The following is a 19,441-nucleotide window of genomic DNA, read 5'->3' as shown; positions in this document are numbered from 1 at the left end:
GCTGGGACATAGCAGACCTGTTAATTAAAAATAAGCCAACAAAATTCATTTATACATGAACTTTGTTGGCTATTATTGATTTAGTCTTAGTGATGGACACTATGATGAATTGTGATTGATCCCTTAGCCGAGACTTCTGAGGCATTTAGCCGCAACCGAAAATCCATTTTGAGAGCAAAAATCTAAGAGATTTTTGCTCTCAAAATTAGTTGAGGTAAGGCGCCTAGAAAAGCGAGGCGTTAGGGACGATCATAGGTTTAATGATTTATGTCCCAGTCCCTTTTTTATTTCATACTATCGTGAATGGTTTTAATATTTGAAGCCATCATCTTGTAGTAGGAATCTCCGTCGGTACCTTTTTTACCAATGGAATCTGTATAGACTGTTCCATAAATTTTTGCACCAGTATCTCCACTTAAACGTTTCATTGCTTTGTCACTCACACTTGTTTCTTGAAGCAAGTGTTTCATATGATTTGCTTTTACAAAATCAATGGCTTGTTTCATTTGTTGAGGGGTACCTTGGTTTTCTGTATTGATTTCCCAAATAAAACCAGCTTTAATATCATATTGTTTTGCGAAGTATTTAAATGCACCTTCACTTGTAATCATGACACGTTTATCTTTAGGAATATCTTGGAATTGATTATGACTTTTTTCATTTAATGATTTAAGTTCTGATAAATACTTATCGCCTTGTTTTTGATAATCTTTCTTATGATCTTTATCTGCCGCTTCTAAACCTTGTTGAATGCGCTCAACGTATTTAATACCGTTGCCTAAGCTTAACCATGCATGAGGATCGATATGTGCATCTGATTTTTCGTTACCATTTAAATAAATAGGCTCTACGTTTTCGGACGCTTGAATAACATTTTTATCTTTTAGGGATTTGTTCGCTTCTTTTAAAGCTTTTTCAAACCAACCATTTCCACTTTCTAAATTGAAACCATTATAAATGACTACGTCTGCATCCGCCAACGCTTTAATATCTTGAGGTTTGATTTCATATTCATGTGGGTCTTGACCAATTGGGACGATACTATGTATTTCCGCATGGTCACCAGCAACGTTTTTAGTCATATCATAAAGTATAGAGTTTGTCGTCACTACTTTGAGTTTGTTTTGTTTTTCGCTTTTGCCAAAACCACAGGCAGTAAGCATGATTGCAACAAGTAAGAGGGTAATAATTCGCTTAATCATGATGTATGAACAGCTCCTTTAAGTAATTTTGATTTGATTTTGATGTAAATAAGACTCAATGCGTAAAGTGTAGCGGCGATAAGGACAATAACAGCACCACTTGGTAAATTCAGTTGGAAACTAAAATATATGCCAAATGTCGCACTAATCATGCTACATATACATGAAATGATGAGCATCGTGGACAGTTTGTTAGCAATGAGATATGCCGTTGATGCTGGTGTGATGAGTAATGCGACAACTAAAATAACACCTACAGTTTGGACACTGGTAACGATAACAAGTGCTAAAAGTAACATCACTAAATAATGAATGAATCGTGTAGGTATACCATTCATTCTGCTAAATATTGGATCGAACGTTGAAATTTTTAACGGGCGATAGAGTAAAAGGATGACGCCAATGACACACAAACTAATCCAGAGTGTGGTATAGAATGCGTCATCTGTAATGGCTAATATATTGCCAAATAAAATATGATATAAATCAGTTGTAGATTGAATCGCACTTATTAAAATAATACCTGTCGCAAGAAAAGTGGTGAATATTATACCAATAGCTGCATCTTTCTTAGTTTTGGTTGTGTCTGAAATATAACCAATACATAAGCTGCTAAAAACACCTGTCACTAAAGCACCGATAAACATAGGGATATTGAGTAAAAATGATACTGCTACACCTGGCAGTACAGCGTGACTCATTGCATCTCCCATTAAAGATAGACCTCTCAGTAATATGAAACAGCCCACTATACCACATACTGCACCAACAAGAATTGCTGTAAGTAGCGCACGTGTTAAAAACGGATAATCAACGAGATGTTGTAGGAATTCCATTGTTTGATTGCTCCTTTCGTTGATTCATAAGTGTAGTAGAGTCATTTACATGCAATGATGCTAGGAATGTTTGCTCAATATTTGATGGAATTAATACGTCTTTTGTCGGACCGAAAAATTGAACGCTTTGATTGAGCAACAAGACACGATCAAAGTAATCTGATGCAGTAGATAAATCGTGATGAACGATGATAATGAGTTTGCCTTCCTTTTTGAGGGCGTTTAATTTTTGAATAATCATCTTTTCACTTTTAAAATCTATCCCTACAAATGGTTCATCTAAAATATATACATCATGTGTGCGCATCAAAGTACGTGCTAATATGACACGTTGTAATTGTCCACCACTTAATGTATGAAGTGGACGTTTTCGCAAATCGAATAGTTCTAATTCTTGTAATAATAAATGACATTGTTGGCGTTTTTGTTGCGGTACACGCTTAAACCACCCAATTTCTCCATAGCACCCTGATAACACTAGAGATTCAACATCAATTGGAAAATCAAGGTCTAAAGCCATTTTTTGAGGGACGTAAGCGACATGACGTTTGAGATGACTTAATGGTTTACCATTTAAAGTGATCGTTCCTTTATATTGCAACTCTCCTACTAAAGCTTTAACTAAAGTAGACTTACCGCTACCGTTGGGGCCCATGATACCTATAATTTCACCATTTAACGGTAACTTTAATGAAATGTTTTTAAGTACATGCTTATGTTGAAGGGTAAGGTTTAAGTTGTTAATTTCAATCATTTTAACACAACCTTTTAAGTAATTTAGGTAACCCTAATAAATTTATATTATAGAATGAAATCTGTCAAAGTCAAGATGTTTCGTGATACAATAAAGTGAATCTTTTTAAGAGGTGAAAATATGTTAACTGAGGAAAAAGAGGATTATCTTAAAGCGATACTGAGTCACGACGGAAAAACGCATTATGTTTCTAATAAAACGCTCTCTCAGTTTCTGAATATAAAACCGCCATCAGTAAGTGAAATGGTGGGGAGGTTAGAAAAAGAAGGTTTTGTTGAAACAAAGCCCTATAAAGGCGTAAAACTTTCTGAAAAAGGCGTTTCAGCAACACTAGATATTATTAAGAGACACCGTTTAATTGAATTGTTTTTAATCGAAGTGATGAATTACACATGGGAGGAAGTACACGCGGAAGCAGAAGTATTAGAACATCGTGTATCGAGTCTTTTTGTGGAGCGCTTAGATGAGTTGCTTCAATATCCTGAGACGTGTCCACACGGCGGCATGATTCCAAGAGGGCATGACTTTGAAGAACGTTACAAGACACCCTTAATTGATTTCGAAGCAGGGGATAAAGTGATTATAAAACGCATCAGAGACAAAACAGAACTATTAATTTATCTTTCAAGTAAATCAATACAAATGGGTGACACGATTGAAATCGTTAATAAAGACGAAACGAATGAAATGCTTGAAATTAAATATGAAAATCAAACAATCATTTTAAGTTATCAAAATGCAAATGTCATTTTCGCTGAAAGAACGGCATAAATGTATCAAAGTAAAGTATACGTCATCAAAACGTGTATCACATTATATTCTAACCGCAAGATGCCTTTACTTTCTTAATCATTGACTATGCATGACAAAAGCCATCAAAGTTCATTGAAAGATGAATTTTGATGGCTATGTTTATAAAACGGTAAAATAGATGGTCAATTTTTCTGTTCATATTATAAAATCTCAAACGCTTCTAAATAAATGCGATGAAGCTCCATGTAAGTGTAAATATCTATGATCCAAATAATTGTTGGAAGAGGAAATACATACTTGTAAAGTTTAAAATTACCCATATGCTTGAATAAAAAATAGTGGGAATGTGTGTTAAAGCGCTTAGCGCACTTCCATCCCAAGACGGCTTTGGCCTACTAAAGGTGAGTTGTGCAATAGTTACAGTAGACTGCAATACTTCTCCAAGTAAGGTTCCTAAAAGAAAATGGTATATAAGCATGTATAATAGTGAGTAATTTGTTAAATTCTCAGATTGTACACCCAAATAAATCGTCATTGATAAAAACAGAATAATCAAAATAGGTGTCCATTTGCGGGAAGTGACGCATGTAAAATACAAAAATATGAGAACATAAAAAAGGATAAACAATGCGCCATAGCCTTTACTTTGCATAATTAAGCCCACGCTCAACATAAAGGGAGGCATAATATATCCCCCTAATGTTGTCCAAATTTGACCGAGTCGGTTACGTGATTTTGTAATCGCATATCCTTGTTGCCCAGTCGCAAGTCGTTCACTTCTTTTCACAACAACGACAAAATCAACAGCACGTCCACCACTCAATCGATTAAAAAGGACGTGACCAAATTCATGCGTGAGGACAGGAATGTAATTTAATAAAATATCTAAAACGGAAAAAACAGGGTGACGTTGATAATAATGACTCACCAAGTAAAGTGCCGTAATGATGATTAACAAAATTATTGAAATGGGAACGGGCGAAATGAGCCATGATTGGTCCATCATAAACGTAATCCTTTCTGAATAGGTTTGAGTTTCATTATAAAAGAAGAGTAGATGTTCTGACTATAGACTTAAGATGTATATATCGTATTTTATATTGCATATTTAAAATAAGGGGAACGCGTATATTCACCTATGTTAATATGGGGTGTATTCATTTTATCATAATCAATATTGGGCGCAGTGTATATTATGAAAATATGAGAGGCATAAGTATAAACTTTTTATTAAGTATTAAATTTTCTCAATGCGATGTAATAGGGTGTGTGTCATTTATAAAATTATAGTGCCAGTAATACTTTGATTTGAAAAGAGTAGATTTCAATGGCCAAAGCCATAGTGATGTTATGAATAAATCTATTTCAAAGTGAAATGCCGTGTTGGTGTCTCAGAACAAAGTCTGTGACCGCAACATTTGGAAACGAATAATATGTTTATGTCGGTCTTGTGACTTGTGTAACATGTCTTTCTCATACTTTGGTATTAATTATGTTTATTTAACTTGATTTAGGTGTAAAATGTGTTAAAGTTACATAAATGATATGTAAATCTGATGTAAAATTTTAAGGAATGAAGGTGAGACTATGGCAAAAGTGTTGCCAGATATAAACCATGAGCGCTCTTTTCCTAGTCATGACGTTGCTAATGAATCTGCATCCTACACACTTGATAAATCACATGCGCAAGTGCAAGTGTTGGATGTACTGTTCGATAATGTTACATTACTAGATATGCGAGAACATATAATGCGTTATATGCATACAGATACACCGTATAATTTATTTGTGGTGACGGCTAATCCAGAAATTGTTCACTATGCCTCGGAAGATCCCTTATACCAAAACATTATAAATAAAGCGGATTATATTATTCCGGATGGTACTGGAATTGTTAAAGCAGCGCGCATTTTAGGGCATCCCTTACAAGAACGCGTGCCTGGTATCGAAGTGATGGAACAATGTCTAGATATTGCTGATATTGAGAAACGTAAAGTGTTTTTACTAGGAGCGACGTCACCTGTGGTTGAAAAAGCAGCGCGACGTATTAAAAAGAAATACCCTCAATTAGAAATACAAACACATCATGGATTTATAGATATTACCGATCCTAAAGTGGTTGAAATGATCCGTGAATTTAATCCTGATTTTATTTTTGTAGGGATGGGTTATCCGAAACAAGAGCAATGGATTCAACACAATCGACATCATTTTGATCATACAATGTTGATGGGCGTGGGTGGTTCTATTGATGTATTTAGTGGAGAAGTCAAACGTGCACCATACGTATGGCGCGCGCTCAATTTAGAATGGGTGTATCGAGGAATTACAGATATCAAACGAATTCATCGTTTTAAGAGGATTCCTAAATTTGTGTTTGCAGTATTGAAACAAAAATACTTTAAAGATTAAAAAAACGTATTTCCAAAGTAAGCATGGAAATACGTTTTTTATTTGTGTTTGATTACGCGCGTGCGGCGAATGAAAATCTATGTTGAAGTACTGTTATTTGATTTCGAAGCGATTCGCATCTAATTGCGCTCGAAATGCTTTTTGGTCAGCGACTGACTTTTTCTTAAAGTCTTTTAAAAAGGCCTCGTATTTCGGAAGAATGTCCTCAACAGTCCCAAAATCTTTAAGTTGCCCCGCTTCAATCCATGCAATTTTTGTACAAAATTCACGAACTTGACGCAAATTATGACTTACAAAAAAGATTGTTTTCTCAGCCTCTTTAAATTCATATATCTTTTTTAAACTTTTTTGCGTGAATGTTTGGTCTCCAACAGATAATGCTTCGTCGATGACTAATATTTCAGGGTTTATCGTTACACTTATAGAAAATCCAAGTTTTGAACGCATACCACTGGAATATTTCTTAACAGGTTGATAAATAAATTCACCTAATTCACTAAATTCAACTATTTGAGGTGTGAGTGCTTTAATTTCATGTTTGTTAAAACCCATACAAAGCATTTTGAATTCGATGTTTTCCATACCTGTCAAGTTACCATTGAGTCCTGCGTTAATCGCAATTACACTTACGTCTCCTGCTTTATCAATGTGACCGTGTGTAGGCGTAAGTGAGCCGCCAATCATATTGCTTAACGTCGATTTACCAGACCCGTTAATCCCTACAAGACCAATGACGTCTCCAGGGTAAGCTTGGATGGAAACATCTTTCAATGCATAAAATGTTTTGTTTTTGTGTTTGGGCCAAAGCGCGTCTTTGATTCGTTCTTTATTATTACGATAGATACGGTATTCTTTTGTCACATGTTCAATGTTTACCGTTGGCTTCATAGTTCAACATTCCTAACTTAAAACGTGTAATACGTTAAAGATTTGATTTCATTCGTGCCTCATTTAATGAGACGTGGTAGAGTAGTAGTAGAGTTGTAAATTATATCTATATAGATAAGTTTCTATAGATGATAATCGTATCAAATGAAGTTACAGATTTTAAAATCTTTCGTTTTTGACTTCATCAATCAATCACTTTAGATTATAATCATATTACTAAGTAGTTGTTAATTTTGTAAAGCTATTGTAAATTATTTAAGGATACAATGTATTAATTTTACTTAAAGCAATGAACTATTTCAATTAAAGGATATGCGATAGACGCGAGTCGGTCAAACTTTAAATAGATTGGGAGATATTTTTAGTTTGCGAGATATCAATAAATTGTCGCATGTGAAAGCGTGGTCAGTTATGAAATCTGTTTTAACCGTGCTAAAAGAGCACGTGAGAAGCTTCTATCTCATACAACGTTTAGCACAGTTCCAATTGAAAATTACGAATCATAATAATTATCTTGGGTTAGCATGGGAAATTATTAACCCAGTTATTCAAATTATGGTATATTGGTTTGTATTTGGTTTTGGAATTAGAAGTAACCATCCAATTGATGGTGTGCCGTTTATCTATTGGCTACTCGTTGGTATTAGCATGTGGTTCTTCATCAACCAAGGGATTTTAGAAGGGACGAAATCCATTACGATGAAGTACGGACAAGTGGCAAAAATGAATTTTCCACTTTCGATCATTCCAACGTATATTGTAACGAGTAAATTATACGGTCATCTTGTGCTTGTGTTGGCGATAGTTGGACTATGTACGATTGTGGGACTACCTCCTTCAATTCACATTATTCAGTTAGTCTTGTTTATTCCGTTAGCGTACTTTATAACGATGTCTATTTCGTTGTTAACATCAACTTTGGGTGTACTTGTGCGAGATACGCAAATGGCGATGCAAGCGTTATTAAGGGTTCTTTTCTACGCATCACCGATTCTGTGGGTACCTAAACCAGGATCATTGCCAGAAAAGATAATGATGTTTAATCCAATTTATTTTATTGCGGAAAGTTATCGTGCGGCGATATTGTTTAAAGAATGGTATTTTATTACGCATTGGGAACTTGCTTTATATAATGTTTTTGTTGCAGTTGTTTTCTTTGTGATTGGGTCGATGTTGCATATGCGCTACAGAGATCACTTTGCAGATTTTATGTAATACAAACAAAGAATGATCAGAGTGAGCGGTTAACGAATCAATATGAAAATTCGTTACTGACAATGGTGGTTCAGGGCGAAGTATGCAATTATGCATGTTTAACCAGTCATTCATTGTTAATACTTTATGAAGCTGGCGCGTGAGTGGTCCAGCTTTTTTTAACAACAACATTTATAAGGCGGTGTTTTGTAATGGTACGATATTGGCTTAAAGAAATGTACATCATTATGATTAAGTTTTTGATGACCTTTTTTCAAAAACGTGGCGTGGATGCCAATCATATCGTAGTTATCATGAATTTTAAGGAAGATATGTATCCTATTATAAAAAAGTTGAATGAACGAGGGTTTCGCGTAACCGTTTTTGCTAAACGAGAACATCTCAAATTGATTAGAGAAATAAAAGAAGTCTCAAGTTATGAATTTCATCAATTTAATGTTTTGAGGCTGTTGTTTAAGATGGCGAGTGCGAAAGTTATTTTTATCGATAATTTACACCTTTTTATGGCAGGTTTTAAAAAGAAAAAAGGTCAAACAGTGATTCAGACTTGGCATGCAGCAGGGGCGTTAAAAAAGTTTGGCTTTGAAGACCATGCTGTAAATCATGATCATGAAAATAGCGTCAGGCAATATGAAAAGGTATATCGTGCAACCGATAAATATTTAGTTGGGTGCCAGCACATGGCCTCATGTTTTCAAGGTGCTTTCAATGCGCATTATGAACAGTTAATCAATTTTGGGGTGCCAAGGCTTTCACGATACTTTTCCGTAGATTTAGACGTCCTTAAGTCTGAATTAAAATCCAAACATGGCTTGGAGGGGAAAATCGCTGTATATTTGCCGACGTACCGTGAAGAAGGGATGACAAATCGTATTTTAAATAAAGAAGCATTCGAATTAGCGTTACCCGACTATACGTTACTTTCACGCTATCACCCTTCAGTAAAAGTTTTGGCAGATGATTATGGATTATCAGTATTTGAATTAATCGTTTTAGCAGATGTTATTATTTCTGATTATAGCTCATTACCTATTGAAGCAAGCTTAATTCACAAACCAACACTTTATTATGTATATGATGAACAAGAATATGAACAAGCACGTGGACTTAACGATTATTTCTATGATATTCCAACAGATTATAAAGTCTATCGTGAGTCGGATATTTATCAACGTTTGAAACGCCTTGAATTAAAGCCGTTGTTTGAAGATTGGCATACTTACAACAAACAATCTACATTAAATCAAATCGCTATATACGTCGATCGTCTTACTAAAATTTAAATATATATGATAACAAAGCGTATGGATTGATTATCAGATGATTCAGGGATTTTAAATTGTATCTCGCATAGACGCATGCTATACTTTTACCATATGTTAAGGCAAGATTAAAAATATTAAGGAGGCGTAAATGTGAAACGTGTCATCACTTACGGAACGTACGATCTTTTACATTACGGTCATATCGAATTATTACGCCGTGCAAGAGAAATGGGAGATTATTTAGTCGTTGCACTATCAAGCGACGAGTTTAATCGTATTAAAAATAAAAAGTCTTACTACAATTTTGAACAACGTAAAATGATGTTAGAATCGATTCGTTATGTAGATTTGGTTATTCCAGAACATGATTGGAGTCAAAAAGTATCTGATGTTGAGAAATACGAAATTGATACTTTCGTCATGGGTCATGATTGGGAAGGAGAATTTGACTTCCTCAAAGATAAATGTGAAGTGATTTATCTTAAACGAACGGAAGGTATTTCAACGACACAAATTAAAAAAGAATTGTATGGGAAAGACGCAAAATAAGGGAAAGTTGCATTGGCGACTTTCCCTTGTTTTTTAAATTAACGGCGCTTAATTGTGAGGAATAACATGTAATAGATGATGACGGATAAGAAGCCGATTAAAAATATAAATCCTAAAGTGGTTAATAACGGATGATCTTTCCAAGAACTTACAACGAATGATTTAGATTGATAAACGATTGGCTTTTCTACCTCTACCTTAGGAGGACCATAAGCTTTGGAAATAAATTGACGTTTATAATCAAGATGAACTTCTCCACGTTCAACGACAAATTGATAAGGTTTCGTCATTGATTTTGGGACAACATCATATAAATCTTCTGTAACGTAATACGTTTTTCCATTAATTTTATGTTCACCTTTGGATAAAATTTTACGGTAATCATATTGATTGAATGTAGCGTTGATTGTGCTGGCGCTCATCATATTACGTTCTTTTTCACCGCCTAAATTTTTATAATCTCCGGCACCCATAATGACGTGAAAAACACGAAACTTTCCACGTTTTGTCGTTAACGTATTATTATAATCTGCAAGATCACTAGACCCTGTTTTGAGGCCATCTGTCCCCGGTAAACTCATATCTCCACCTTCAAGCAAGTCATTGAACGTATAATATGTAACACCATGTTGGGTAGGTGCGATTTGTTTCGTAAAGTCTAAAATCTTTGGTGTGTCTTGCACGGCATGTTGAGCCAATATTGCATAGTCACGAGGGGATGAGATAGATGATGTTTCGTGGCTATACTTTTCGGGCACAAACTCTTGTAATCGAAAATTCTCGGCACCTGTTGGATTTACATAATGGGTTTGTGTCATGCCTAATGATTTTGCGGTTTGATTCATATCATCTACAAATTGAGAAGTTGAACCCGATACTTTTTGTGCCAATATTAAAGATGCGGCATTACTCGAAGCGGAAACTGTAATTTGAAGTAATTCTGCGATTGTATATGTTTCGCCTGGGTAAAGCTTCGTATTACTTAATTCTGGTAACGTAGACATTCTATAATGTGTATTTGTTATTTTAACTGTGTCATTAAGATTTAACGTACCAGATTTTACTGCTTTTAATGTGAGGTACATGGTCATTAATTTCGTCATTGAAGCAGGATACCACTTTTGTTTGTCTTGGAATTGATAAAGGATTTGTCCTGTTTCGCTGATATTGACAAGGCCTTCCGGTTGAAACCCATAACCGACGGCATAGCCATATTGATTTGCGATATCAACGGGTGTTGCTGTATTCGCTTTAGTAAATGGTGTTATAATAGTTGTAGCGAAGAATACAACTAAAATACTCAGAATTACTTTTTTCATATGCACTCCTTCAAAAATGATAAAACTTTTTGTTTGGAACAACTGAAATTCTATTTTACCACAGTTTTTTTGTCAGATGTATGCGTCTTGCGATGGGTTATAAATATAATGACGTATAAGTATAGTGTATATGTTAAACGAGACGTCCTGGAGTGTGGCGTCGGTGTGAGGGAAGTCTAACTTCTCTACAATAATCATTGAAGAGGTAACTATTTATGAAAAAAGAAAATCCACTTATTTACTTATTAAAAAAAATATCATGGCCAGTGGGTTTGATTGTTGTTGCAGTTTTAATCGCATCTTTAGGAAGTTTATCAGGTTTATTAGTTCCTTTATTCACGGGTCAACTTGTCGATAAATTCACTTTAACATCCATTAATCCAACATTTATTATAATCATTGTTGCAGTATTTTTAGTCAATGCGATTCTAAGTGGGGTTGGATATTATTTATTAAATAAAATTGGTGAAAAAGTCATTTACGCAATTCGATCAGTACTATGGCGCCATATCATTCAGTTGAAAATGCCATTCTTCGATAAAAATGAAAGTGGTCAACTCATGAGCCGCTTAACGGACGATACGAAAGTGATTAATGATTTTATATCTCAAAAATTACCAGGTTTCTTTCCATCTGTCATTACTGTTATTGGTTCTTTAATCATGTTGTTTATTTTAGATTGGCAAATGACATTATTAACGTTTATTACGATTCCAATATTTGCGCTTATTATTACACCACTTGGAAAAGTGATGCAAAAAATTTCTACGAATACACAAAATGAAATAGCGAATTTTAGCGGTTTACTTGGACGCGTTTTGACTGAAATGAGATTGGTGAAAGTTTCAAATACAGAACATATTGAATTAGAAAAAGCGCGGCACAACCTAGATGAAATCTACAAACTCGGCCTAAAACAAGCTAAAATTGCTGCGGTGATTCAACCCATTTCTGGTATTATCATGCTAATTACGATAGGTATGATTTTAGGGTTTGGTGGTTTGCGTATTTCTTCTGGCGCAATTTCTGCAGGTACGCTTGTTGCGATGATATTCTATGTACTTAATTTGTCTATACCGCTTATCAATTTATCTACATTAGTGACGGATTATAAAAAGGCAGTGGGTGCGAGTAGTCGTATCTATGAAATTCTACACGAACCACTTGAGCCGATTGAACCGAAAAATACGAACCACTTACTAAAACATGGAGACTTATCATTTAAAAACGTTTCCTTTAAATATGATGTAAAGCCGATATTACAAGATGTGTCATTTACAATTCAACGAGGTGCCGTTACGGCTTTTGTGGGGCCATCAGGATCAGGTAAAAGTACCATTTTTAGTTTGATTGAACGGATGTACGAAATTGATACTGGAGATATTCAATACAACCATCAATCGATTTATGATATTAGTTTGAGTGATTGGCGTCGTAAAATCGGCTATGTCATGCAAAGTAATGCGATGATGAATGGAACGATTCGAGACAATATTTTGTATGGAATTGAACGAGAAGTCTCACAAGAAGAATTGGAATATTACGCACGGCTTGCGAATTGTCATGATTTTATTCAAACATTTGAAGAAGGATATGACACGATTGTAGGCGAACGTGGTTTGAAGCTATCTGGCGGCCAACGTCAACGCATTGACATCGCGCGCAGTTTTATAAAAGATCCTGATATTTTATTGTTAGATGAAGCAACTGCAAATTTAGATAGTGAGAGTGAACGGAAAATTCAAGAAGCATTAGATGTTTTAATGGAGAATCGCACAACTATTGTTATTGCGCATCGACTTTCAACCATAAAAAAAGCAGAACAAATTATTTTCTTAGATCAAGGGCGTGTGACTGGAACAGGTAAGCATGCTGAGTTAATACAATCACACGAAATGTATCAACACTTTGTAGAAACACAAAATTTAACAACATAATTTTAAGGTGGCCATGCAATCCAACATATGCATGGCCACCTTGTTTTTATTTTATATTTGGTTTTTTAAAAGTATGAGATTCGCAACCTTCATTAATGTCACAAGCGCTACATTGGCCGTGTTTTGATTTTTTAATGTACCGTTGTAAAACGAAAGCGACATAACTCACAATAATTAAAACAAATATAATATTAATGAGTAAAGTCATGTTATCACCCCTAAATAAATAGACTACCAATTTGATAAATGATCATAGACAGTAAATATGCAACTGTAATAGGATAAATTACTGCAAGAAATGTCCACTTCCAAGATGTAGTTTCTTTACGTATTGCTGCAACAGTAGCTAAGCAAGGTGTGTAAAGTAATATAAACACCATAAAACTATAAGCAGAAAGCGCTGTGAAATGTGTAGATACCATTGAAACGAGTGCATCATCATTTACAGCATAAATAATGGCCATCGCACTTACGATTACTTCTTTTGCTAAAAATCCTGGAATCAGGGTAGCAGCTGCCTGCCAACTATCAAACCCTACAGGTGATAACAATGGTGCAATGATTGATCCAATGACATGTAAAAAGCTTTCATTGGCAGAAACATCGATACCAGTAGGCCCTGCATAATTCAAAACCCATATAATGACTGAACCAGCAAAAATAAACGTACCTGCTTTTTTTACAAACCCTTTTCCTTTCTCCCAAGTACTGCGCCATAACGTTTTAAATGACGGCAGACGATAAGGTGGAAGTTCTACTACAAAAATCGATGTGTCTTTTTTTAGTGTCGTTTTAGTTAAAATATAACTTACAGTTAATGCAGCAACAATTCCTAAAACATATAGACTTAATACGACAAGCGCTTGATGTTGTGCAAAGAAAACGGCAACGAAAAGGCCGTAGACAGGTAAGCGTGCAGAGCAGGACATAAAGGGTGTGATTAAAATTGTTGTTAAACGTTCTTTTTCTTCTTCAATACTTCGAGCTGCCATAATACCCGGCACATTACAACCAAAGCCAATAATCATTGGAATAAATGACTTTCCATTCAATCCGAAATTTTCCATCACTCTATCCATAATTACCGCTATACGAGCCATATAGCCTGAGTCTTCTAGTAAAGATATGAAAAAAAATAACACTAAAATTTGCGGGACAAACACTAATACGCCGCCGACACCTGCGATAATCCCATCGGTCACGAGTGCTTGAATAGGGGAATAAATGCCTAATTGCGTCATAATACGCGTGACGAACTCAGTAAGCGTGCCACCAAAAAAGCCATCGAGTTGGTCTGAGAGTGGTGTGCCAACCCAAGTAAATGTGATTTGAAATATTAGCCACATGAAACATAAAAAAATCGGAATACCTAGTATTTTATGCGTTAAAATACTGTCAATACGCTCTGTTAAATGGTGCTTAGGTGTATTAGGATATACAACCACTTCACTCAATAGTTGATTGATATAGCGTTGGCGTCGTGTTGAGATTTCTTGTTCAAGATCGATGGTCTGGCTTTCTTTGAATGATTGAATACATTGTTCTATATTGTTTTGAACGGCTGTGTCTAAAGATGCTTTAATCGTAGGATTATCTAAGATGTATTGAATGGCAACAAAGCGATGATGTTTTTCAGGTAAAATGTAGTTTTTAGGTATCAATTGCTTAATTTCAGCAATCAGATGTTCTATTTGTGTGCCGTATTGGATGATTAATGGACGTTGTGGTGCCAAGTGATAGTCGGTTAATGCATTTAACATTTCTGAGCTGCCTTTTCCAGTGCGAGCGATAACTGGAATGATTGGAACGTGCAGTCTGCGCATTAACTTGTGATAATCAATTTTTATACCTCTTTGAGTCGCAACATCTATCATATTAAGCCCTATTAATAAGGGGGCCCCATATTCTAACAATTGAACAGTTAAGTTGAAATTTCTTTTAATTTGGGCGGCATCAATAATATTAATCATCCCATCAAATGTATCGTGAATGAGATATTGCGTCACTACAGATTCATCACGCGAAATAGGCACTAAATCATAAATGCCTGGCAAATCAATTAATTGGCCAGAATGTGTTTTAAGTTGACCGACTTTCTTTTCTACAGTGACACCGCTCCAGTTACCAACATAGTCGTATGACCCTGTAAGTGCATTGAATAGAGATGTTTTACCGACATTTGGGTTTCCTAAAATACAATAAGTATTACTCATGACAATGCTCCAAGCAAATGTTACACGCATCGCAATAACGGATTGAAATATGCTGACCATTAATGTTAATCGTACATGGACCTTTGAATAAGCCCTTTTGTTGGACTTGCAATTGACATCCCTCAACACATCCGAGTGCACGTAGGCGATGTTTTAAGTTTGTATTTTTCATATTTAATGTCGTTACGACGTAATTGACGCCGAGTTGAGCTTCAGCAACATGTGTCATTCATACCACCCGCTTTTAAATGTTAATGATAATCATTTTCAATGAAAATTATATACGCTTCGACATTTTTTAACAATAGCTTTTTCGCTAAAAACGACTGCCGTTAAATATTTTATGCATTTGACTGATGATGATAAATAGTTTCATAAAAAACTATTTCGATTTGAAGCCTAGTAAATGAATTGTGCCGTTCAAAAAGATATTCTCACTATCAAAACAGCATGGTATACTTGTAGTGTTGAAAAACAGAGAAAGGATAGGGTTTAAACCTATGTATTTAATTATTAACATAATTGGGTTGTTCATTTTTATTGGCGTTGCTGCATTGTTTTCACGAGACCGTAAAAATATTCAATGGGGATCAATTGGAATTTTAATCTTACTGAACTTATTTCTTGCTTGGTTTTTTGTATACTTCCCAGCTGGAACTAAAGCAGTTGAAATGGCCGCTGCAGGTATTTCATGGGTTATTGATGCTGCATTTTCAGGTGTTGGTTTTGCATTTAAGAGTTGGACAACAGCGAAACAAATGGATATGGCTGTTGCAGCATTATTTCCAATTTTATTAGTTGTCCCGTTGTTCGATGTTTTAATGTATTTACGCATATTGCCATTCTTTATGCGTGGCGTTGGTTGGGTGTTAGCCAAAATAACACGTCAGCCTAAGTTTGAGGCATTTTTTGGGATTGAGATGATGTTCTTAGGAAACACAGAAGCCATCGCTGTTTCAAGTGAACAAGTAAAACGGATTAACGATGCACGGGTGTTGACGATAGCAATGATGTCTATGAGCTCAGTATCCGGAGCAATTGTAGGTGCATATGTGACGATGTTACCTGGTGAGCTTGTTTTAACAGCTATTCCGCTAAACATCATTAATGCGATGATTGTTGCTTCTATATTAAATCCGGTGCGTATCGATGCAGATGAAGATGTCATTTATGAATTAAGAACAAATGAAAAGCGTCAACCATTCTTCTCTTTTTTAGGTGATTCAGTGCTAAATGCTGGTAAATTGGTATTAATTATTATCGCTTTCGTAATCAGCTTTGTGGCGTTAGCCGAATTAGCGGATCGTCTGATTAATTTAATATCTGGTGGTATTGCATCATTGTTCCATATTAAAGGCAGTATCGGACTCGATCAGATTCTAGGCGTATTTATGTATCCGTTCGCTTTACTTCTTGGTCTCCCATACAATGAAGCATGGGATGTAGCGCAACAGATGGCTAAAAAAATCGTGACAAATGAGTTTGTCGTTATGGGTGAAATCATGGGTGATGTGCAAAATTACGATCCTCACCGTCGTGCCATTATCACAACATTCTTAATTTCCTTTGCAAACTTCTCAACAGTGGGTATGATTATCGGTACGCTGAAAGGAATTGTAAATGAGAAAACGGCTGATTTTGTGTCAAAATACGTTCCAATGATGCTATTATCAGGTATTTTAGTTTCATTATTAACAGCAGGGTTTGTCGGATTATTTGCTTGGTAAAAAACGTCTCTAATTAAGGACGAAAAGATAACGTTCTATCATTATAGAGAGCCTCCGAAGTTCGTTGAATTGCACTTCGGAGGCTTTTTTAATATATGTATAAAGTATAAAAAATAAGACAGCTCAGCTATTGCCGAACTGCCTTGACGGGAAATGAATAATTGGGTTGATACTCGAGCAAAATATCAACCTTCGAGCAAAAATCTCTCTTACTATAAACAACACAAAGGAGATGGCCTCTTGTTGACTTGCAACAAATAAGGTAATTCTTATTATACATAAAGAAAGGAGATAAGTAAACGAAATATTCAGAAATTTTTAAATGTATTTACTTTAAACTTTCCTATCCTTGTGATAGCAAGGATTAGTGGAGATACATTTTTTGGATAATGAATTTTGATTCGAAATTATGTATGACGATACAAAATTTGTAAAGGGGTACGATTAGTGGCAAAATTGTGATAATATGGCTAGTGTTAAGCGTGTAGAAAAAATGAATGAGGGGGATGATGGTGTGAAAAGAACAGTAAGAGATATAATATTGGTCATCATCGGTAGTTTTATATTTGCAGCAGGTGTCAATGCCTTTATCATTTCTGGGGATCTTGGTGAAGGTGGCGTAACAGGGTTGGCAATTATATTGTACTATGCGTTTCATATTTCGCCGGCATGGACTAACTTCATCGTGAATGCGGTGCTTATTGGTATAGGGTATAAATTTTTAAGTAAACGCAGCATGTATTTAACGGTATTTGCGACGGTGCTGATTTCTGTGTTTTTGAGCTTAACAGAAACGTGGTCCGTGAAAACAGACGATATTCTCGTTAATGCTGTATTTGGTGGTTTAACTGTTGGGTTAGGTATTGGTGTGATTATACTTGCAGGGGGAACGACAGCAGGAACGACAATTTTAGCACGTATTGCAAATAAATACTTAGATGTAAGCACACCTTATGCTTTGTTGTTTTTTGATTTTATTGTGGTGATGATTTCATTAACAGTCATTCCTTTGGATCGAGTATTGATTACATTAGTTAGTTTGTATATCGGTACTAAAGTGATTGACTTTGTGATTGAAGGACTTAACCCTAAAAAAGCGGTGACGATTATTTCCAAAGAACCAGACCGTGTTGCGAAAATGATAGATGAAGATATAGGTCGTGGTGTTACAATTTTAAATGGACGTGGTTATTTCTCGAAACAAGAAACAGATGTGTTATATGCGGTAATTAGTAAAACACAATTATCAAGAACGAAGCGACTGATTCGTAAAATCGATCAAAATGCGTTTGTCGTTGTTCATGATGTACGTGATGTGTACGGAAATGGCTTTTTAGTTGAAGATTAATATAACTCAGGACTGGAATCGTTTATATAACAGATTTCAGTCTTTTTTTAGTGTATGTAAGTTCATCATTTCAAATAGAAAAGTATTTTAAAAAATGATATAATGAACGGACATGAAAATGATTCTCAATTAGAGGTGCATATTCGCATATTTTATAAATGAACGCTAAAACGATGATAAAGCGTAGAAAGAAGGATAATGATGAGTAGATTAACAGGAAAAGAAGTGACAATTGGGTACGGTGATCGTATCATCGTAAATAATTTAGATGTTGCAATTCCTGATCGGAAAATTACATCTATCATTGGACCAAATGGTTGTGGTAAATCGACTTTGTTAAAGGCTTTATCACGATTATTGGGGACGAAGAGCGGTGAGGTATACTTAGATGGAAAAAATATTCAGTCCCAATCAACTAAAGAAATCGCGAAAAAAATTGCAATATTACCGCAATCTCCTGATGTTGCAGATGGGCTTACTGCGGGAGAGTTAGTCTCATATGGCCGTTTCCCTCATCAAAAAGGCTTTGGTCGTTTATCAGATGAAGATAAAAAAGAAATTGATTGGGCAATGCGCGTGACAGGGACACATGATTTTAAACATCGTGCTGTAAATGATTTGAGTGGTGGACAACGTCAACGTGTATGGATTGCCATGGCACTTGCACAAAAAACAGATATTATTTTCTTAGATGAGCCTACGACGTATTTAGATATTTCACATCAACTTGAAATATTAGAACTGGTACAAACATTGAACCAAGAACATGGTACGACGATTGTGATGGTTTTACATGATATCAACCAGGCTATTCGTTTTTCAGACTTTCTCATTACTATGAAAAAGGGAGAGATTGTCAAACAAGGTGAAACACATGATGTGTTAACAAATGAAATTTTAGAAGAAGTCTTTAATATTGATGCGGAATTAAGTACAGACCCGCGTACAGGTAAACCTATGTTAGTGACGTATAATTTACTTTGTAAACACTATGAAAAAGTAAACTAACAAGAAAAAGAGGAC

The 19,441-nt window shown here is 35.3% G+C and carries 18 protein-coding genes; 9 read left to right on the top strand and 9 right to left on the bottom strand.

The genetic code is table 11. The features are described 5' to 3' along the window. Window positions 1–284: 284 nt before the first annotated feature. From mntC to SHYC_RS10280, 3 genes are read right to left on the bottom strand one after another with little or no spacing between them, the layout of a single operon-like run. A complete protein-coding gene (gene mntC, locus SHYC_RS10290) occupies window positions 285–1,199 on the bottom strand; it encodes a manganese ABC transporter substrate-binding lipoprotein MntC (protein ID WP_039647730.1) in 915 nt (304 codons plus the stop codon). Then, window positions 1,199–2,038: a metal ABC transporter permease gene (locus SHYC_RS10285; RefSeq protein ID WP_039646904.1), complete on the bottom strand. Its 840-nt coding sequence runs from the start codon at window positions 2,036–2,038 to the stop codon at window positions 1,199–1,201. The genes mntC and SHYC_RS10285 overlap by 1 nt, the downstream gene beginning before the upstream one ends. Then, window positions 2,013–2,792 (bottom strand): metal ABC transporter ATP-binding protein, encoded by a 780-nt coding sequence (locus SHYC_RS10280; RefSeq protein WP_039646902.1) that lies wholly within the window; start codon window positions 2,790–2,792, stop codon window positions 2,013–2,015. Before SHYC_RS10280 ends, SHYC_RS10285 begins: the two co-directional genes overlap by 26 nt. 120 nt (window positions 2,793–2,912) lie before the next feature. On the opposite strand from SHYC_RS10280, the gene SHYC_RS10275 reads away from it, so the two are divergent. Next, window positions 2,913–3,563, top strand: coding sequence for a metal-dependent transcriptional regulator (locus SHYC_RS10275; RefSeq protein ID WP_039646900.1), 651 nt, complete (start codon window positions 2,913–2,915; stop codon window positions 3,561–3,563). 241 nt (window positions 3,564–3,804) lie between these two features. On the opposite strand, the gene SHYC_RS10270 is transcribed toward SHYC_RS10275, so the two are convergent. Further along, window positions 3,805–4,551 carry a M50 family metallopeptidase gene (locus SHYC_RS10270; RefSeq protein ID WP_039646898.1) on the bottom strand — a complete coding sequence of 249 codons (747 nt, stop codon included), beginning with the start codon at window positions 4,549–4,551 and terminating at the stop codon, window positions 3,805–3,807. 581 nt (window positions 4,552–5,132) lie between these two features. Between SHYC_RS10270 and tarA the strand changes: the two genes are divergently transcribed. After that, on the top strand, window positions 5,133–5,957 hold the full coding sequence (gene tarA / locus SHYC_RS10265) for an N-acetylglucosaminyldiphosphoundecaprenol N-acetyl-beta-D-mannosaminyltransferase TarA (RefSeq protein WP_082021558.1): 825 nt from the start codon (window positions 5,133–5,135) through the stop codon (window positions 5,955–5,957). 93 nt (window positions 5,958–6,050) lie between these two features. Here tarA and tagH read toward each other — a convergent pair whose 3' ends face one another. Beyond that, complete coding sequence (tagH, locus tag SHYC_RS10260) at window positions 6,051–6,845, bottom strand: teichoic acids export ABC transporter ATP-binding subunit TagH (RefSeq protein ID WP_039646896.1); 795 nt, start codon at window positions 6,843–6,845, stop codon at window positions 6,051–6,053. Window positions 6,846–7,256: 411 nt separating this feature from the next. On the opposite strand from tagH, the gene SHYC_RS10255 reads away from it, so the two are divergent. The 3 genes from SHYC_RS10255 (at window position 7,257) to tagD (ending at window position 9,874) form a co-directional block, all read left to right on the top strand. Further along, window positions 7,257–8,060, top strand: coding sequence for an ABC transporter permease (locus SHYC_RS10255; protein WP_039647725.1), 804 nt, complete (start codon window positions 7,257–7,259; stop codon window positions 8,058–8,060). 191 nt (window positions 8,061–8,251) lie between these two features. Continuing rightward, window positions 8,252–9,343 (top strand): teichoic acid glycerol-phosphate primase TarB, encoded by a 1,092-nt coding sequence (gene tarB, locus SHYC_RS10250; RefSeq protein WP_039646894.1) that lies wholly within the window; start codon window positions 8,252–8,254, stop codon window positions 9,341–9,343. A gap of 132 nt (window positions 9,344–9,475) precedes the next feature. After that, window positions 9,476–9,874, top strand: a complete 399-nt coding sequence (gene tagD / locus SHYC_RS10245; protein ID WP_039646892.1) for a glycerol-3-phosphate cytidylyltransferase — start codon at window positions 9,476–9,478, stop codon at window positions 9,872–9,874. 38 nt (window positions 9,875–9,912) lie between these two features. Here the strand turns inward: tagD and pbp4 are convergent, their stop codons facing one another. Further along, window positions 9,913–11,193, bottom strand: a complete 1,281-nt coding sequence (pbp4, locus tag SHYC_RS10240; RefSeq protein ID WP_039646891.1) for a penicillin-binding protein PBP4 — start codon at window positions 11,191–11,193, stop codon at window positions 9,913–9,915. 215 nt (window positions 11,194–11,408) lie between these two features. On the opposite strand from pbp4, the gene SHYC_RS10235 reads away from it, so the two are divergent. Continuing rightward, a complete protein-coding gene (locus tag SHYC_RS10235; RefSeq protein WP_039646888.1) occupies window positions 11,409–13,130 on the top strand; it encodes an ABC transporter ATP-binding protein in 1,722 nt (573 codons plus the stop codon). A gap of 46 nt (window positions 13,131–13,176) precedes the next feature. Here the strand turns inward: SHYC_RS10235 and SHYC_RS10230 are convergent, their stop codons facing one another. From SHYC_RS10230 to SHYC_RS10220, 3 genes are read right to left on the bottom strand one after another with little or no spacing between them, the layout of a single operon-like run. After that, entirely contained in the window at window positions 13,177–13,338 is a 162-nt protein-coding gene (locus SHYC_RS10230; protein ID WP_039646886.1) for a FeoB-associated Cys-rich membrane protein, read from the bottom strand. A gap of 10 nt (window positions 13,339–13,348) precedes the next feature. Beyond that, on the bottom strand, window positions 13,349–15,343 hold the full coding sequence (gene feoB, locus SHYC_RS10225) for a ferrous iron transport protein B (protein ID WP_039646884.1): 1,995 nt from the start codon (window positions 15,341–15,343) through the stop codon (window positions 13,349–13,351). Then, complete coding sequence (locus tag SHYC_RS10220; RefSeq protein ID WP_039646882.1) at window positions 15,336–15,572, bottom strand: FeoA family protein; 237 nt, start codon at window positions 15,570–15,572, stop codon at window positions 15,336–15,338. The genes feoB and SHYC_RS10220 overlap by 8 nt, the downstream gene beginning before the upstream one ends. Window positions 15,573–15,843: 271 nt before the next feature. On the opposite strand from SHYC_RS10220, the gene SHYC_RS10215 reads away from it, so the two are divergent. The 3 genes from SHYC_RS10215 to SHYC_RS10205 all read left to right on the top strand — a co-directional run bounded on the left by SHYC_RS10215 (window position 15,844) and on the right by SHYC_RS10205 (window position 19,426). Continuing rightward, window positions 15,844–17,070 carry a NupC/NupG family nucleoside CNT transporter gene (locus SHYC_RS10215; protein ID WP_039646879.1) on the top strand — a complete coding sequence of 409 codons (1,227 nt, stop codon included), beginning with the start codon at window positions 15,844–15,846 and terminating at the stop codon, window positions 17,068–17,070. 514 nt (window positions 17,071–17,584) lie between these two features. After that, a complete protein-coding gene (locus SHYC_RS10210; RefSeq protein ID WP_039647723.1) occupies window positions 17,585–18,418 on the top strand; it encodes a YitT family protein in 834 nt (277 codons plus the stop codon). 201 nt (window positions 18,419–18,619) lie between these two features. Further along, a complete protein-coding gene (locus tag SHYC_RS10205) occupies window positions 18,620–19,426 on the top strand; it encodes an ABC transporter ATP-binding protein (RefSeq protein WP_039646877.1) in 807 nt (268 codons plus the stop codon). Window positions 19,427–19,441 lie beyond the last annotated feature (15 nt).

The organism is Staphylococcus hyicus (genome assembly GCF_000816085.1).
Classification (GTDB): Bacteria; Bacillota; Bacilli; order Staphylococcales; family Staphylococcaceae; genus Staphylococcus; species Staphylococcus hyicus.
This window is presented reverse-complemented; position numbering and strand designations above follow the sequence as displayed.

What these genes read in the sequence shown, in the direction of transcription:
- SHYC_RS10285 (WP_039646904.1), bottom strand. Translation starts at nt 2,038, where the DNA reads ATGGAATTCCTACAACATCTCGTTGATTATCCGTTTTTAACACGTGCG.
- SHYC_RS10280 (WP_039646902.1), bottom strand. Translation starts at nt 2,792, where the DNA reads ATGATTGAAATTAACAACTTAAACCTTACCCTTCAACATAAGCATGTA.
- SHYC_RS10275 (WP_039646900.1), top strand. Translation starts at nt 2,913, where the DNA reads ATGTTAACTGAGGAAAAAGAGGATTATCTTAAAGCGATACTGAGTCAC.
- SHYC_RS10270 (WP_039646898.1), bottom strand. Translation starts at nt 4,551, where the DNA reads ATGATGGACCAATCATGGCTCATTTCGCCCGTTCCCATTTCAATAATT.
- tarA (WP_082021558.1), top strand. Translation starts at nt 5,133, where the DNA reads ATGGCAAAAGTGTTGCCAGATATAAACCATGAGCGCTCTTTTCCTAGT.
- tagH (WP_039646896.1), bottom strand. Translation starts at nt 6,845, where the DNA reads ATGAAGCCAACGGTAAACATTGAACATGTGACAAAAGAATACCGTATC.
- SHYC_RS10255 (WP_039647725.1), top strand. Translation starts at nt 7,257, where the DNA reads ATGAAATCTGTTTTAACCGTGCTAAAAGAGCACGTGAGAAGCTTCTAT.
- tarB (WP_039646894.1), top strand. Translation starts at nt 8,252, where the DNA reads ATGGTACGATATTGGCTTAAAGAAATGTACATCATTATGATTAAGTTT.
- pbp4 (WP_039646891.1), bottom strand. Translation starts at nt 11,193, where the DNA reads ATGAAAAAAGTAATTCTGAGTATTTTAGTTGTATTCTTCGCTACAACT.
- SHYC_RS10235 (WP_039646888.1), top strand. Translation starts at nt 11,409, where the DNA reads ATGAAAAAAGAAAATCCACTTATTTACTTATTAAAAAAAATATCATGG.
- SHYC_RS10230 (WP_039646886.1), bottom strand. Translation starts at nt 13,338, where the DNA reads ATGACTTTACTCATTAATATTATATTTGTTTTAATTATTGTGAGTTAT.
- feoB (WP_039646884.1), bottom strand. Translation starts at nt 15,343, where the DNA reads ATGAGTAATACTTATTGTATTTTAGGAAACCCAAATGTCGGTAAAACA.
- SHYC_RS10220 (WP_039646882.1), bottom strand. Translation starts at nt 15,572, where the DNA reads ATGACACATGTTGCTGAAGCTCAACTCGGCGTCAATTACGTCGTAACG.
- SHYC_RS10215 (WP_039646879.1), top strand. Translation starts at nt 15,844, where the DNA reads ATGTATTTAATTATTAACATAATTGGGTTGTTCATTTTTATTGGCGTT.
- SHYC_RS10205 (WP_039646877.1), top strand. Translation starts at nt 18,620, where the DNA reads ATGAGTAGATTAACAGGAAAAGAAGTGACAATTGGGTACGGTGATCGT.